Genomic DNA, 14,703 nt, shown 5'->3' with positions numbered 1-14,703 from the left:
CAGATCAGCCAGATCAGGCAGATAACCAGACGCTGATTCCAGGGAAAAGGGAGACGGACGCGCGTGGACCTGTTCGAGTACCAGGCGAGGGACCTCTTCGCCAAGCACGGTGTACCGGTGCTGGCCGGTGAAGTCATCGACACGCCTGAGGCGGCGCGCGAGGTGGCGGAGCGACTGGGCGGCCGTGCGGTCGTCAAGGCGCAGGTCAAGGTGGGTGGACGCGGCAAGGCGGGCGGTGTGAAGCTGGCCTCCGACCCGGCCGACGCCGTCGCCAAGGCCGACGCGATCCTGGGCATGGACATCAAGGGCCACACGGTCCACAAGGTCATGCTCGCCGAGACCGCGGACATCAAGGAGGAGTACTACGTCTCCTTCCTGCTGGACCGCACCAACCGCACCTTCCTGGCCATGGCCTCCGTCGAGGGCGGTGTCGAGATCGAGGTCGTCGCCGAGAAGAACCCCGAGGCGCTCGCCAAGATCGCGGTGGACGCGCTGGAGGGTGTGACCGCGGAGAAGGCCGCCGAGATCGTCGCCGCCGCGAAGTTCCCGGCCGACATCGCCGACCAGGTCGCCTCCGTGCTGCAGCAGCTCTGGACCGTCTTCATCAAGGAAGACGCCCTGCTGGTCGAGGTCAACCCGCTGGTCAAGACCGGCGACGGCAAGATCATCGCGCTCGACGGCAAGGTCTCGCTCGACGAGAACGCCGCCTTCCGCCAGCCCGACCACGAGGCGCTGGAGGACAAGGCCGCGGCCAACCCGCTGGAGGCGAAGGCCAAGGCCAAGGGCCTCAACTACGTCAAGCTCGACGGCGAGGTCGGCATCATCGGCAACGGCGCGGGTCTCGTCATGAGCACCCTCGACGTCGTCGCGTACGCCGGTGAGGCGCACGGCGGCGTGAAGCCCGCCAACTTCCTCGACATCGGTGGCGGCGCGTCCGCCGAGGTGATGGCGAACGGCCTGGAGATCATCCTGGGCGACCCGGACGTCAAGTCCGTCTTCGTCAACGTCTTCGGCGGCATCACCGCCTGCGACGAGGTCGCCAACGGCATCGTGCAGGCCCTGGCGCTCCTGAAGTCCAAGGGCGAGGACGTCAACAAGCCGCTGGTCGTCCGCCTGGACGGCAACAACGCGGAGCTGGGTCGCAAGATCCTCTCCGACGCCAACCACCCCCTGGTGCAGCGGGTGGACACCATGGACGGTGCGGCCGACAAGGCCGCCGAGCTGGCCGCGAAGTAAGGAAGAGGACAGAAGAACACCATGGCTATCTTCCTGACCAAGGACAGCAAGGTCATCGTCCAGGGCATGACCGGCGCCACCGGCATGAAGCACACCACCCTGATGCTCGGCGACGGCACCAACGTCGTCGGCGGCGTGAACCCGCGCAAGGCGGGCACCACCGTCTCCTTCCCCGGCGACCGCGAGGTACCGGTCTTCGGCACCGTGAAGGAGGCCATGGAGGCCACCGGCGCGGACGTGACGGTCATCTTCGTCCCGGAGAAGTTCACCAAGGACGCGGTCGTCGAGGCCATCGAGGCCGAGATCCCGCTCGCCGTGGTGATCACCGAGGGCGTCGCGGTGCACGACTCCGCCGCGTTCTGGGCGCTCGCCCAGGCCAAGGGCAACAAGACCCGGATCATCGGCCCGAACTGCCCCGGCCTGATCACCCCCGGCCAGTCGAACGCGGGCATCATCCCCGGCGACATCACCAAGCCGGGCCGGATCGGCCTGGTGTCGAAGTCCGGCACGCTGACGTACCAGATGATGTACGAGCTGCGCGACATCGGCTTCTCGTCGGCCGTCGGCATCGGCGGTGACCCGATCATCGGCACCACGCATATCGACGCGCTCGCCGCGTTCGAGGCCGACCCCGACACCGACCTGATCGTGATGATCGGCGAGATCGGCGGCGACGCCGAGGAGCGGGCCGCGGCCTTCATCGAGAAGAACGTGACGAAGCCGGTCGTCGGCTACGTCGCCGGTTTCACCGCCCCCGAGGGCAAGACGATGGGCCACGCGGGCGCCATCGTCTCCGGTTCGTCGGGCACCGCCCAGGCGAAGAAGGAGGCCCTGGAGGCCGCGGGCGTCAAGGTCGGCAAGACGCCGTCCGAGACTGCGCGCCTCGCGCGGGCCATCCTCGCGGGCTGACGCCAGGTCACCGGTTCACCCAGCTCACCGTGTGGGCCCGTTCCCCGAAAGGGGGGCGGGCCCTCGCCATGTGACGGCCCGGTGACGGGTCGCCGGCGCGGCCGGGTCCTTCCGTGTCGTCGGCGTCATGGGGGCCGTTCGCGGCCGGGCCGCCTTCCGTACGGGACGGGGCCGCACGGCGTTCCGTATCGGCAGCGACCGTACGATCCCCCGTAGCTGTTCCGGCCGCGGACCCAGCGGGGCCGCCCCGCCCTCCGCGGGCAGCAGGGGTACGGCGACACCGGGGGCCCCCGGGTTGCCGGGGTTGCCGGGTGCGTCCGTGCCCGGTCCCTTGTCCGGCGCCGGCCGATCCGCTCCCCGTACCGGCGCGACCAGCAGGGCGATGACGGTGGCCGCGGCGATCAGCGCGGTCATCGCGATGGCGCCGACGGTGCGCTGCCGCACGCCGTGCTCACTCGCGTCCCGGACGCCCGCCGCGGCCGACGGCGGGGCGACGTCCCGCGCCGCGTCGGCGAGCAGCGCGGTCAGCGGGCCGGAGATGTCCCCGGCAGCCGCCTCCGGTACGGCCTCGGCCAGTGCCTCGCGCGCCGACACGATCCGTCCGGCCGTCGCCGCGGTGCTGGACTCGCTCTCCGCGGCGGTCTCCACGACGTCGAGGCCGAGCCCGTCGTGGAGCAGCACCGCACGCCGGTGCTCCGGCGGCAGCTCCAGCAGGGCGGCTTCCAGCGCGCACTCGGGCGGACGTATGCCCTCCCGGTTGCCCGGCACCCAGCGCTGCCACGGCCCGAGCGCCCACCCGTACGCCACCGCCCGTACCCACCCCACCGGATCGGGGTCGCGCGCCACCTCCGGCCAGCTCTGCCACGCCAGATCGAACGCCCGCCCGACCGCCCGCCCCGCCAGCCGCGGCTGACCGGTCAGCACTTCCACCTGCCGCACCAGCCCGCGTGCGTGCCGTACGTAGAGATCGTCGAACGCGGCCTCGGGGGCGGTGCGTTCGGCGGGCTCGGCTCGCTCCGTGCGGGCCGCGCCGGCCTTGGCCGGGGATGTTTCCGTCCGGTCGGCCAGGGCGGCCGTACGGGAGGTGCGGGTGCGCCTGGTGCGGGTCGCCGCGGTCGTGGGCTTGGTCGGTTCGGGTCCCGTCGAACCCTTGGCCCGCGCTTCCGGTTTGGGGGAGGTGGGCGGCTTCGGAGGGTTCGGCGGGGTGGGCCGCGGGCCCGGTCTCGGGGGCGGGGCGGGCTTGGGGCGGGTCGGCGTGGGAGGCGGCGCGGGTTCCGGTTCCGGGGTCGCGGGAGCCTTTCGCCCCGGCGCCGGGGGAGGGGCCGAGGCCCGCTTCGGGGCGCTGCCCCGCGGCGACCTCCTGCGCGCGCTCACCGTGTACTCCGCACATCTGATGGTCCGTAAAAATGACGCATAACGCCCATCGTGTGCGACACGACGAACAATCACCTGTTGCATGGGCGAAACGGGTGCCCTTGGCACCATGGAACGCTGTGAGCCATATGACCGACCGCCTCGCGGCGGAAGCGGAAGCGGACGCCCAAGGTCACACGGCGGCGGACGCCGGAATCACCACGCAGGCGGCGCCCGGAGGAGGCGCCCACCGCCTCGCGACCCGTGCCTCCGCCTTCGGCGGGGGAGTGGCCGCCGCCGGACTCGGGCTCGGCGCGCTCGCCGCCGCCGTCCTGCTGCTCTGGATCGCCTCGCCCTTCCCCGACAGCGGACTCGACGGCGCGCTGCACGTCAGCGCCGCGATGTGGCTGCTCGCGCAGGGCGCCGACCTGGTCCGTACGCAGACGCTGTCCGGCGCCCCCGCGCCGATCGGGGTGACGCCGCTGCTGCTCAGCGCCCTGCCCGCCTGGCTGCTCTACCGCGGCGCCGCGTCGGCGGCCGCGCCGCACACGGACGACGACGGCGATGACGGCGATGACGGCGACGACGCCGTCGGCGGGGACGGGGAGGTGGACGTGGACGTGGACCTGCGGGCCGTCGCCGTGGCGGCGGGGTGGCTGCTCTGCGGGTATCTGACCGTCGTCGCGGTCGTTGTGACGTACGCGTCGCACGGCCTCGTACACGTCGACGCCGGGAGCGCGGCGCTCTACGTGCCGGTCTTCGCGGTGCTCGCCGTCGCCGCGGGCACCTGGACGGGCGCCGGGCGGCCCGGACTCGGCGACCGCCTCCCGTACGGCGCCGACGCCGCCGTCGCGCTGCGGGCCGCCGGGATCGCGGTCGGTGTCCTCGTCGGTGGCGGTGCGCTGCTCGGCGGCGCGTCGATCGCCTGGCACTCCGACGCGGTCGGACGCACTTTCGTGCAGCTCAGCGGGCCGATGGCGGGTCGGATCGCGGTGCTGGCCGTCGCCCTCGCCCTGCTGCCGAACATGGCCGTCTGGGCGGTGTCGTACGCGCTCGGGCCCGGATTCGCCGTCGGCGTCGGCAGCGTGGTGGCTCCCGCCGGGGTCTCCGCCCACCCCGCGCTGCCCGGATTCCCCCTCCTGGCCGCACTGCCCTCGACGGGCGGCCCGAGCACGGCGGGATGGGCGACGCTCGCCCTCCCCGCGCTGGCCGGAGCCTTCGCCGGCTGGTCGGTCGGCCGCGCCTGCTCCACCTGGACGATCCGCCGCACCGCCCTGACCTCCCTCGCCACCGCCCTCACCTGCGCCACCGCCCTCGCCGCCCTCGCCGCCTGGGCCGGCGGCCCCCTCGGCACCGCGACCCTCGCCCACTTCGGCCCCACCCCCTGGACCACCGGCGCCGCCGCCCTCTCCTGGTTCATCCTCACCACCCCACCCACCGCCCTCCTTCTCCACCACCTCCGCCACCACCTCCCTCCCCACTCCCGCCGCAGCGCCCGAAGGGCCTGGGCGGCCCTGTCCGCCCTGCGTCCGGCGGACGGCCCGGGCGCGGCGCGCGGCGGCCCGGGCCCCGCGGACGCCCTCGCGTTGGCCAACGCGGTGGGCGTGGTGGGCGGCGCCGACCCGACGCGCGCCTCCGGCGCGGAAATCCCGAAGCCGGGCGACGCCCGAGACCCCGCCGCACCCCCGCAACCCGCCGAGCCCCGCGCGGCTGCGGACGCCCCGAACCCTGGAGCCGACCGGGAGGCCCCGGACGCCCCGGCGGGTGCGGATGCCGACGCGTCTCCGGGCGCGGAGGCGGCCGGGGGGCCGCGGGTGGCGAAGCCCGCGGCAGGCGCGGAGGTCCCGGAGCGGGCGGATGGCCGGGAGGCCGCTGTCCCCAAGCCTGTGGATGCCCGTGAGGCCACGGAGGGTGCGGAGGCGGACGGGGGGCCCGGAGCGGCGAAGTCCGCGGCAGGCGCGGAGGTGGCGGAGCCTGTGGAGGGACGGGAGGTCACGGGGTTCCCGGGGTCCGTAGCGGGGGCCGAGGTGCCGGGGTCGGCTGAAGCGTCGGACGTGGTGCCTGATACCGAGTCAACGGCCGACGGTCGGCTGGGCCGCTGGCTGCCGGATCATCCCCCCGCCGCCCCGGACGACGGCCTCGGCATCAATCCGCCCGACTTCGACCCCCTCCCCTGGCCGACCCCACCCGTGCCGCCCCCCATGCCGCTCACTCCGCCGCCCCCGCCGATCTCCCCGCCCCCTCCGGAGTCCGAGCCGTCACCCCCTGCGCCGCCGTCGCTGTAGATGGGCGAACTCGGCGCCCCGCGTCACCATCTCCTCTACGGTGAGTAGCCCGAAGTGGGCGTTACGGGTGGGCGGGGATCGTGGAGATCGAGTTGGCGGACGCGGTGGCGGCGGTGCGCGACGAGCTGCTGGAGGCGGCGGCGCGGGGGGTTGGTCAGGGGGTCGAGTTCAGGGTCGGGCCGGTGGAGCTGGAGTTCGCGGTGGAGTTGCGGGCGGATACCAAGGCGAAGGCCGGCTTCAAGGCGTGGGTCGTCACCGGGGAGGTGGAGGCGGGGGTGGCGCACAGCCGTACGCATCGGGTGAAGGTGGCGCTGACGCCGCAACTGCCGGGTGGCGGGGACCTGCTGGTCCATGGCGATTCGGGACGTCCGCAGGGGCCGGGGGACGTCTCGGGGCACATCGAGGACTGAGCGGAGGGCGGGGCCGGGGGATCAGGCGACGGCATGGTGCATCCTGCGCGGGTGGTCGCGGTGGAGGGGGCCGTCGGCCCGGGATCGGGGTATGTCGTCGCGCCGCGGCTGGTGCTGACGTCGGCTCATGTGGTGCCGGAGCGGGGCGGGCGTGTGTCGTTGTTCCGGCCGGGCCTGGCGGACCGCTGGCAGGGGGCGGTGGTGTGGCGCGGCGCTCCCGGGGGTCGTGACGACGCCGCCCTCGTCCGTATCGACACTCCTACCTGGGCGCCGCCACCTGGGGCCGCGGTGCGATGGGGGCGCCTGGTCACCCACCGTCCGGGCACCGCGTGTGAGGCGTGGGGCGTACCGGAGTTGGTGCAGCGACCGGGTCGGGCGACCGACACCTTGCAGCCCTCGGGCACCCTCAACCCGGGCGACCGTCACGTCGGCAACCGGTACGTGATGAACATCGCCGAGCACCCGCCGGAGCCCGGCCCCCACGGGGTCTCGCCCTGGGGCGGGATGTCGGGGGCGGCGCTGTTCTGCGGCGACCTGCTCGCGGGTGTCATCGCCTCCGACCCGGCCGGACGGGCTCACGCCCACCTCGAAGCCGTCCCGGTCCACGTCCTGATGCGCGACGCCGGTTTCCGTGCCGCGCTGGGTGAACACGCGCCCGAAGCGGGCGTCGTCCTGGAGCCGGTCGAATGGCAGAACCTGGCCGAGGCGGCCGACCCCGCGCCGGTCAGCGGCCCGCTGGGCCCTCCGGCCGCGCTGCTGCGGGCCCGCCGCCAGGTCGTCCCCTTCCGCGGCCGCACCGCCGTGCTCGACGAGTTCCGCGCTTGGACCGGGGAGCCGGGCTTCGCGGCCCGCCTGCTGTACGGGCCCGGCGGGCAGGGCAAGACGCGGTTGGCGCAGCACCTCGCCGACACCCTTGCCACCAGCCGCTGGACCGCGCTGTGGCTGCGCCCGGACGCCCCGGCCGAGGCCCTGGCCGTTCTCGCGGACGCCGCGGTGCCGCTGCTGGTCGTCGTCGACTACGCCGAGACCCGCACCCCGCAGCTGGCCGCCGTGCTGGAAGCGGCAGCCCGGCACGGGGGCGGCAGCGCGTTCAAACTGCTGATGCTGGCGCGTGCCACCGGCGACTGGTGGTCCGGGCTGCAGGCCGCCAGCCCGACCGCCGAGGCCCTGCTGGACGGCGCGGCCGTCGTCGCACTGCCCGCGCTGGAACCCGAACCCGGCGCCTCCCGCACCGAGGCGTACCGGCAGGCCGTCGACGGCTACGCGGCGCACCTGCCGCAGGTACGGGGCTGGGCGGATCACGACTGGCCCGCACTGGCCGCCCGGCTCGGGAGGGACTCGGTCCTCGACCGGCCCGGCCTGGAAACCGCGCTGACCCTGCACATGACGGCCCTCGCCGACCTGCTGGACTCAGCCGACCGGAGCCTGGCGGCGCCCGCTGCGGCCAGCGGGGTCGAGGACCGGCTCCTGGTCCACGAACAGCGCTACTGGACGGCCGCCGCCACCGCCCGCGGACTGCTCCCCGCCCTCACCCTGGCGACGCTCACCGACGCCCTGACCGCCGCGTTCCTCCTCGGCGCCCAGGACCGCGACGAGGCCGACGCCCTGCTGCGCCGCGTCCCCGGACTCGCCGACCAGCCCCGCGACCGCCGCGCCGCCGTACGCGACTGGATCGCCACCCTCTACCCACCGCCCGCCCCCACCCGCCCCTGGGACACCCTCCAGCCGGACCGCCTGACCGAACGCTTCATCGGCCGCCGCATGACGGAAGACCCCGGCCTCGCCGACCACCTCGTCCTGGGCGCCACCGACACCCAGGCCGTCCACCTCCTCACCGTCTACACCCGGGCGGCCGCCCACCCCGTCTTCCGGCACGCGCTCGACGAGCCCCTCACCACGCTGTGCGTGCGCCACCCGGCCGCCCTCGCCGGGCCGGCGATCGACGTCGCCACCCAGACGGTGGCCCCCCACCCCCTGCTCGACGCCCTCCAGCGGATCACCGACGCTCCCGACGTACCGCCGGCCGACCTGGAACAGCTCGCCGACCGGCTGCCCCAAGCCAGTCACAACCTCGCCCCGTGGGCCGCTCACCTCGTCCAACTCATCACCGGCCACCACCGCTCGCGCGCCCAGGGTGACCCCGGCCAACTGCCGAAAATCGCCATGAGTCTGAACAACCTCTCCGTCCGGCTGGGGGACCTCGGTCGGCGGTGGGAGGCGCTGGAGGCGGTCAGAGAGGCGGTCGGCGCCTACGGAATATTGACGGAGGCGAGGCCCGAGCTCTACCTGCCGCACCTGGCCGCGAGTTTGAACAACCTGTCCAACGGACTGGCGGAGGTGGGGCGGTGGGAGGACGGGCTGGGGGCGATCACCATGGTGGTCAAGGCGTACCGGGAGTTGGCCCGGGCGAGCCCCGATCGCTTTCTGCCCGACCTCGCGGGAAGTCTGAACAACCGTGCCCTGCGGCTCGGGGCGTTGGGCCGGCGGGAGGAGGCGCTGGAGGCGATCACCGAAGCGGTGACCGTCTACCGGAAGCTGGCCCAGGCGAAGCCCGACGCTCTGCCCGAACTGGCCGCGAGTCTGAACAATCTCTCCGTCCGGCGCTGGGATCTGGGGCGGCGGGAGGAGGCGCTGCGGGCGATCACCGAAGCGGTGACCGTCTACCGGAAGCTCGCGGGGGACCGTTCTGACGCCTACCTCTCCCCCCTGGCCACCAGCCTGAACAACCTCTCCGCCGACCTGTCCGCCCTGGGGCGGCACGCGGAGGCGCTGGAGGCCGTCACCGAGGCGGTGGGCATCCGCCGGGAGCTGGCGCGGGGCAGGCCCGATGTCGCGCTGCCCGACCTCGCCACGAGTGTGAACAACCTCGGCGTGCAGTTGGGGGAGGTGGGGCGGCACGCGGAGGCGCTGGAGGCGATCACCGAGGCGGTGGCCATGCGCCGGGAGCTGGCGCGGGGCAGGCCCGATGTCGCACTGCCCGACCTCGCCGCCAGCCTCAACAACCTCGCACTCCAGTTGGGCGCGCTGGACCGGCGCGAGGAGGCGCTGGAGGCGATCACCGAGGCGGTGGACGTCTACCGGGGGCTGGTCGGCGTCCGGCGCGATGCCTTCCTGCCCCACTTCGCGGCGGCGACGAACAACCTCGCCGTCCGGCTGACAGCGCTGGGGCGGCGCGAGGAGGCGCTGGAGGCGATCACCGAGGCGGTGGCCATGCGCCGGGAGCTGGCCCGGGCCAGGCCCGACGCCCACCGCCGCGAGCTCGATCAGTCGCTGAGAGTGCTGTCCATACTGCGGAACGGTCGGTGAGGACGGCCGGGGGCGGCAGGCCGGGGCGCCCCGCCGCCCCGGTGGGCCTACCTGAGGCCCGGGAAGTCTCGGAGGGGGCTCGGGAGGAGTTTTTGGCAGGAGTGGGAGGAGGGGATGGTGAGGGCGTCGCTCTTGCAGGTGAAGTAGTCGTTGTAGGCGAACTGGAAGGCGTAGGTGGTGGCGACCAGGGCCAGGGTGAGGGCGCTGGTGATGATGCCGCTCCAGGCCGCCGTGGTGAAGGAGCGCTGGGAGTCGGGGCCGGGGGCGGGGGGAGCCGGACGGGGGGACTGGGTGGCGTCGGCGAGGGCCGAGGCCGCCTCGGCGCGGGCCGCCGCGCGGGTCTCCGGCGGCATACGGAGGGCGCTGATCCCCCAGTAGAGGGCCAGGGAGCCGAGCAGCAGGCCCACCGCGGTCCAGCCGATGAGGGTGAAGATCAGGCCCCATCCGCCGCATACCAGCGCGTAGCGCGAGCGCCGCTGGGCCGGGTCGGTGGGGTCGAAACGGGGGCCGTTGCCGGCGGGGCCGGTCGGGCCGTTCTCCGGGCGGCGGCCCCACCCGTCGGGCCGCCCCGACTGCGGCTGCTGCCCGCTCCACTGGTGGCCCCAGGCCCGCGGCGCCCCGTCCGGCGGCGGGGTGCGCCGCCCCGGGTCGTCGCCGGACGAGCCCTCGGAGTCCGGCTTGTCAGAACCCGACCCGGACCCCGAACCCTCCGGCTCCCGCGGCTGCCACGGCCGGTCCGGCGCCCCCTCGGGCGGTGGCGCGAACGGGTTGTCCTTCTGGTCGTGCTGGTCCTGATCGCCCTCGGGCGCGCGCAGCGCGAGACGAATACGGCCGCTGCTCATGATGTGATGCGCCATCCCCTTGGGCTCGACTCCTCTTGCTGACTCCGGGAGAGCCACGACTCTTACGACTCGACCGTACGACGATGTGCCATCCGTGTCAGATGCGTCACTTCCGCCCGCGCGCGGGACGCGCGTAGTGCCGCTCTCCCGGCAGACGCTACCGTCCGCGCGCTCCCCCGTCCCGGTGGGGGACGCCGGGAGTGCCGGTATCGTTGCTGACGGTCGGCGGCCTCGTAGGGTTCCCCGGAATTCGAGCGGCCCCCGCCTCGTACGAACCTCCAAGCCCGTAACGGACCCGCACACCCCAGCAGCACGGTCCCGCGAGAGAGAGCCCCCGACAGTGGCCGCCCACACTCCCGCCCCCCTTTCCGACCAGCCCGCCCGTACCCCCGCCCGCCTGGTCGTCCTGGTCTCCGGCTCGGGCACCAACCTCCAGGCGCTGCTCGACGCCATCGAGGCCGACCCCGGCTACGGCGCCCGGATCGTGGCCGTCGGCGCCGATCGCCACGGCATCGCGGGCCTGGAACGGGCCGAGCGCGCGGGCCTGCCCACCTTCGTCGTCCGGGTCCAGGACTACGAGGACCGCGCGGCGTGGGACGCGGCGCTCACCGAGGCGACCGCGGCGTACGCGCCGGACCTGGTGGTGTCCGCGGGATTCATGAAGATCGTCGGCAAGGCGTTCCTCGCCGGGTTCGGGGGGCGGTTCGTGAACACGCACCCCGCGCTGCTGCCGAGTTTCCCCGGCGCCCACGGCGTACGCGACGCGCTCGCGTACGGCGCGAAGGTGACCGGGTGCACCGTCCACTTCGTCGACGACGGCGTCGACACCGGCCCGGTCATCGCCCAGGGCGTGGTCGAGGTCCGGCCGGACGACACGGAGGACGCGCTCCACGAGCGCATCAAGGAAGTCGAGCGACGACTGCTCGTCGAGGTCGTGGGGCGTATGGCCCGCCACGGCTACCGCATTGAGGGACGAAAGGTTCATGTCGGTGAATAAGCCCATCCGTCGCGCGCTGGTAAGTGTCTACGACAAGACGGGTCTCGAGGACCTCGCCCGCGGCCTGCACGAGGCCGGTGTGGAGCTGGTGTCGACCGGCTCCACCGCCGGGCGGATCGCCGCGGCGGGCGTCCCCGTCACCAAGGTCGAGGAGCTGACCGGCTTCCCCGAGTGCCTGGACGGCCGGGTCAAGACGCTGCACCCCCGGGTGCACGCGGGGATCCTCGCCGACCTGCGGCTGGACGACCACCGGCAGCAGCTCGCCGAGCTGGGCGTCGAGCCGTTCGAGCTGGTGGTGGTCAACCTCTACCCGTTCAAGGAGACCGTCGCCTCCGGCGCCAGCGACGACGAGTGCGTCGAGCAGATCGACATCGGCGGTCCCTCGATGGTGCGCGCCGCCGCCAAGAACCACCCGTCGGTCGCGGTGGTCGTCAGCCCCGAGCGGTACGCGGACGTGCTCGCCGCCGTCCGCGACGGCGGCTTCGACCTGGCCACCCGCAAGCGGCTGGCGGCCGAGGCGTTCCAGCACACCGCCGCGTACGACGTGGCCGTGGCCTCCTGGTTCGCCGAGGGCTACGCGGCCGACGACACCAGCGACTTCCCCGACTTCACCGGGACGACCTTCACCCGGCAGAACACCCTGCGCTACGGCGAGAACCCGCACCAGGCCGCCGCCCTCTACACCGACGGCAGCGGCAAGGGCCTGGCGGGCGCGGAGCAGCTGCACGGCAAGGAGATGTCGTACAACAACTTCGTGGACACCGAGGCCGCCCGCCGGGCCGCCTACGACCACGACGGGCCGTGCGTGGCGATCATCAAGCACGCCAACCCGTGCGGCATCGCGGTCGCCGCGGACGTCGCCGAGGCGCACCGCAAGGCGCACGCCTGCGACCCGGTGTCGGCGTACGGCGGCGTGATCGCCGTCAACCGCCCGGTGTCGGTGGCGATGGCCGAGCAGGTAGCGGAGATCTTCACCGAGGTGATCGTCGCGCCGGCCTACGAGGACGGCGCCGTCGAGGTGTTGGCCCGCAAGAAGAACATCCGGGTGCTGCGCTGCGCGGACGCGCCCGACGCGGTCGGCGAGTACAAGCCGATCGAGGGCGGCGTCCTCGTCCAGGCCAAGGACCGGCTCCAGGCGGACGGCGACGACCCGGCCAACTGGACGCTCGCCACCGGCGAGCCGCTGTCCGCCGCCGAACTCGACGACCTCGCCTTCGCCTGGCGCGCCTGCCGGGCCGTCAAGTCCAACGCGATCCTGCTGGCCAAGGACGGCGCGACCGTCGGCGTCGGCATGGGCCAGGTCAACCGGGTCGACTCCGCCAAGCTCGCCGTCGAGCGCGCGGGCGCCGAGCGGGCGGCCGGTTCGTACGCCGCCTCCGACGCGTTCTTCCCGTTCCCCGACGGCCTGGAGGTGCTGACCGGCGCCGGCGTCAGGGCGGTCGCCCAGCCCGGCGGCTCGATCCGCGACGAGGCGGTCGTGGAGGCGGCGAAGAAGGCCGGCGTGACCATGTACTTCACGGGGACGCGGCACTTCTTCCACTGAGTCCGTACACGGCGGAGGCCGGGCTCCCCTCGGGGAGTCCGGCCTCCGGCGCGTCAGGGTGCGGCGGGCCCGTCCTTTACTGCTCGTCGCGGATCACGACCGTGTGGACGAGTTTGTCCGCGAAGGTCTGCTTCTTCTCGTCCCACAGCGGCCACAGGTAGCCCAGGAGGCAGAAGGAGTCGAGGACGTGCAGCAGGCGGCGGCCGAAGGCGAGTCCGAAGCCCAGCGCCGAACCGTCCTGCTCGCGCAGCAGGCGGATACCGACGATCTTCTTGCCGGGGGTCTGGCCGGTGGAGCCCTCGCGGAAGCAGAGGAAGATGAAGGCGGCGAGGCTGAGCAGGCTGCCCAGCGCGATCAGCGTCACCGTACCGCCGGACATGGTGGGCGTGGGGCAGTGCGACACCGCGATGCCGGCGTCCCGGCACGGCTTCTGGGCGTCGACGACCTTCTTCCCGAACGAGATGTACCCGGCCGTCGTCAGGCCCGTCGGCACCAGCATCAGCATCAGGCCGTCGAGCAGCGTCGCACCCAGCCTGGCCCCCCAGCTCGCCAGCGGCGGCATACCGGGCGGCAGGTTGCTCGGCGGGTAGCCGTACTGCTGCGCCGCCGGGTAGCCCTGCTGCGGATAGCCCGGGTACCCGCCAGGCTGCCCGTACGGCTGCTGCTGGGGGATACCGCCCGGGGCACCCTGGGCGCCCTCGGCATAGGGGTTCTGGCCGTACGGCTGCTGCGGCTGGTCGCCGTAGGGGTTGGGCGGGCCGGGGGGTTGACTCACGAGCGGCATCCTTCGAGCGGGAAGGGGAAAAGCTTCGGGGACGACGCCACATCGTGGGGCCGGTGTGCCCCGGTGCGCAAGGCGCGCGCGTGGTGTGGGGGAGGTATGGCGGGGGGTGGATTCGTCGGGCGCCGGGGCGATCCGGGAGTATGGGGGGCATGACCGCCCAGATTCTCGATGGCAAGGCCACCGCCGCCGCGATCAAGTCCGAACTCTCCGCCCGCGTCCAGGCGCTCAAGGCCCGCGGGGTGACCCCTGGCCTCGGCACGCTGCTGGTCGGCGACGACCCGGGCAGCAAGTGGTACGTCGCGGGCAAGCACCGCGACTGCGCGGAGGTGGGCATCGGCTCCATCCAGCGCGAACTCCCGGACACCGCCACCCAGGAGGAGATCGAGGCGGTCGTCCGCGAGCTGAACGAGAACCCCGAGTGCACCGGCTACATCGTGCAGCTTCCGCTCCCCAAGGGCATCGACACCAACCGCGTCCTCGAGCTGATGGACCCGGCGAAGGACGCCGACGGTCTGCACCCGATGAACCTCGGGCGCCTCGTCCTGAACGAGACCGGGCCGCTGCCCTGCACCCCGAACGGCATCGTCGAGCTGCTGCGCCGGCACGGCGTCGAGATCAACGGGGCCCATGTCGTCGTCGTCGGCCGGGGTATCACCGTCGGCCGCTCGATCGGCCTGCTGCTCACCCGTAAGTCGGAGAACGCCACCGTCACCCTCTGCCACACCGGCACCCGTGACCTGTCCGCGCAGCTCCGGCAGGCGGACATCGTGGTGGCCGCGGCGGGCGTGCGGCACATCGTCAAGCCGGAGGACGTGAAGCCGGGGGCGGCCGTGCTCGACGTCGGCGTCAGCCGGGACGAGCACGGCAAGATCGCCGGTGACGTCCACCCCGGTGTGGCCGAGGTGGCCGCCTGGCTGTCGCCGAACCCCGGTGGTGTCGGGCCGATGACGCGGGCGCTGCTGCTGCAGAACGTGGTGGAGGCGGCGGAGCGGGCTGCCGCGGACCGGGCTGAGGACCATGTCGGCTGAGGAGCCGGCT

Annotated in this window: 11 protein-coding genes; 8 read left to right on the top strand and 3 right to left on the bottom strand. The window is 73.7% G+C overall.

Annotated features, from left to right (window positions below; translation table 11 throughout):
* Positions 1-63: 63 nt before the first annotated feature.
* Together sucC and sucD are read left to right on the top strand one after the other, a co-directional pair.
* The gene (gene sucC / locus AB0M29_RS01275) at positions 64-1,236 is read left to right on the top strand and encodes an ADP-forming succinate--CoA ligase subunit beta (RefSeq protein ID WP_365377159.1); all 1,173 of its coding nucleotides are present in this window, start codon (positions 64-66) and stop codon (positions 1,234-1,236) included.
* A 21-nt stretch (positions 1,237-1,257) separates the two neighbouring features.
* Positions 1,258-2,145 (top strand): succinate--CoA ligase subunit alpha, encoded by an 888-nt coding sequence (gene sucD, locus AB0M29_RS01270; protein WP_365377156.1) that lies wholly within the window; start codon positions 1,258-1,260, stop codon positions 2,143-2,145.
* Between the two features lie 24 nt (positions 2,146-2,169).
* Here sucD and AB0M29_RS01265 read toward each other — a convergent pair whose 3' ends face one another.
* Complete coding sequence (locus AB0M29_RS01265) at positions 2,170-3,519, bottom strand: DNA-directed RNA polymerase sigma-70 factor (protein ID WP_365377153.1); 1,350 nt, start codon at positions 3,517-3,519, stop codon at positions 2,170-2,172.
* Positions 3,520-3,647: 128 nt separating this feature from the next.
* On the opposite strand from AB0M29_RS01265, the gene AB0M29_RS01260 reads away from it, so the two are divergent.
* The 3 genes from AB0M29_RS01260 (at position 3,648) to AB0M29_RS01250 (ending at position 9,499) form a co-directional block, all read left to right on the top strand.
* Complete coding sequence (locus AB0M29_RS01260) at positions 3,648-5,783, top strand: DUF6350 family protein (RefSeq protein ID WP_365377657.1); 2,136 nt, start codon at positions 3,648-3,650, stop codon at positions 5,781-5,783.
* 80 nt (positions 5,784-5,863) lie between these two features.
* Positions 5,864-6,193, top strand: coding sequence for a trypco2 family protein (locus AB0M29_RS01255; RefSeq protein WP_365377151.1), 330 nt, complete (start codon positions 5,864-5,866; stop codon positions 6,191-6,193).
* Between the two features lie 33 nt (positions 6,194-6,226).
* On the top strand, positions 6,227-9,499 hold the full coding sequence (locus AB0M29_RS01250) for a tetratricopeptide repeat-containing serine protease family protein (RefSeq protein WP_365377149.1): 3,273 nt from the start codon (positions 6,227-6,229) through the stop codon (positions 9,497-9,499).
* 47 nt (positions 9,500-9,546) lie between these two features.
* Here the strand turns inward: AB0M29_RS01250 and AB0M29_RS01245 are convergent, their stop codons facing one another.
* Complete coding sequence (locus tag AB0M29_RS01245) at positions 9,547-10,356, bottom strand: hypothetical protein (RefSeq protein ID WP_365377147.1); 810 nt, start codon at positions 10,354-10,356, stop codon at positions 9,547-9,549.
* 325 nt (positions 10,357-10,681) lie between these two features.
* Here AB0M29_RS01245 and purN point away from each other — a divergent pair, with 325 nt between their 5' ends.
* Positions 10,682-11,338 (top strand): phosphoribosylglycinamide formyltransferase, encoded by a 657-nt coding sequence (gene purN / locus AB0M29_RS01240; RefSeq protein ID WP_365377145.1) that lies wholly within the window; start codon positions 10,682-10,684, stop codon positions 11,336-11,338.
* On the top strand, positions 11,325-12,881 hold the full coding sequence (gene purH / locus AB0M29_RS01235; protein WP_365377142.1) for a bifunctional phosphoribosylaminoimidazolecarboxamide formyltransferase/IMP cyclohydrolase: 1,557 nt from the start codon (positions 11,325-11,327) through the stop codon (positions 12,879-12,881). Before purN ends, purH begins: the two co-directional genes overlap by 14 nt.
* A gap of 76 nt (positions 12,882-12,957) precedes the next feature.
* On the opposite strand, the gene AB0M29_RS01230 is transcribed toward purH, so the two are convergent.
* Positions 12,958-13,656: an RDD family protein gene (locus tag AB0M29_RS01230; RefSeq protein ID WP_365377139.1), complete on the bottom strand. Its 699-nt coding sequence runs from the start codon at positions 13,654-13,656 to the stop codon at positions 12,958-12,960.
* Between the two features lie 158 nt (positions 13,657-13,814).
* Here AB0M29_RS01230 and AB0M29_RS01225 point away from each other — a divergent pair, with 158 nt between their 5' ends.
* Positions 13,815-14,693 carry a bifunctional methylenetetrahydrofolate dehydrogenase/methenyltetrahydrofolate cyclohydrolase gene (locus AB0M29_RS01225; protein ID WP_365377136.1) on the top strand — a complete coding sequence of 293 codons (879 nt, stop codon included), beginning with the start codon at positions 13,815-13,817 and terminating at the stop codon, positions 14,691-14,693.
* The last annotated feature ends 10 nt before the right edge of the window (positions 14,694-14,703 follow it).

The organism is Streptomyces sp. NPDC051976 (assembly GCF_040680795.1).
Taxonomy (GTDB): domain Bacteria; phylum Actinomycetota; class Actinomycetes; order Streptomycetales; family Streptomycetaceae; genus Actinacidiphila.
This window is presented reverse-complemented; position numbering and strand designations above follow the sequence as displayed.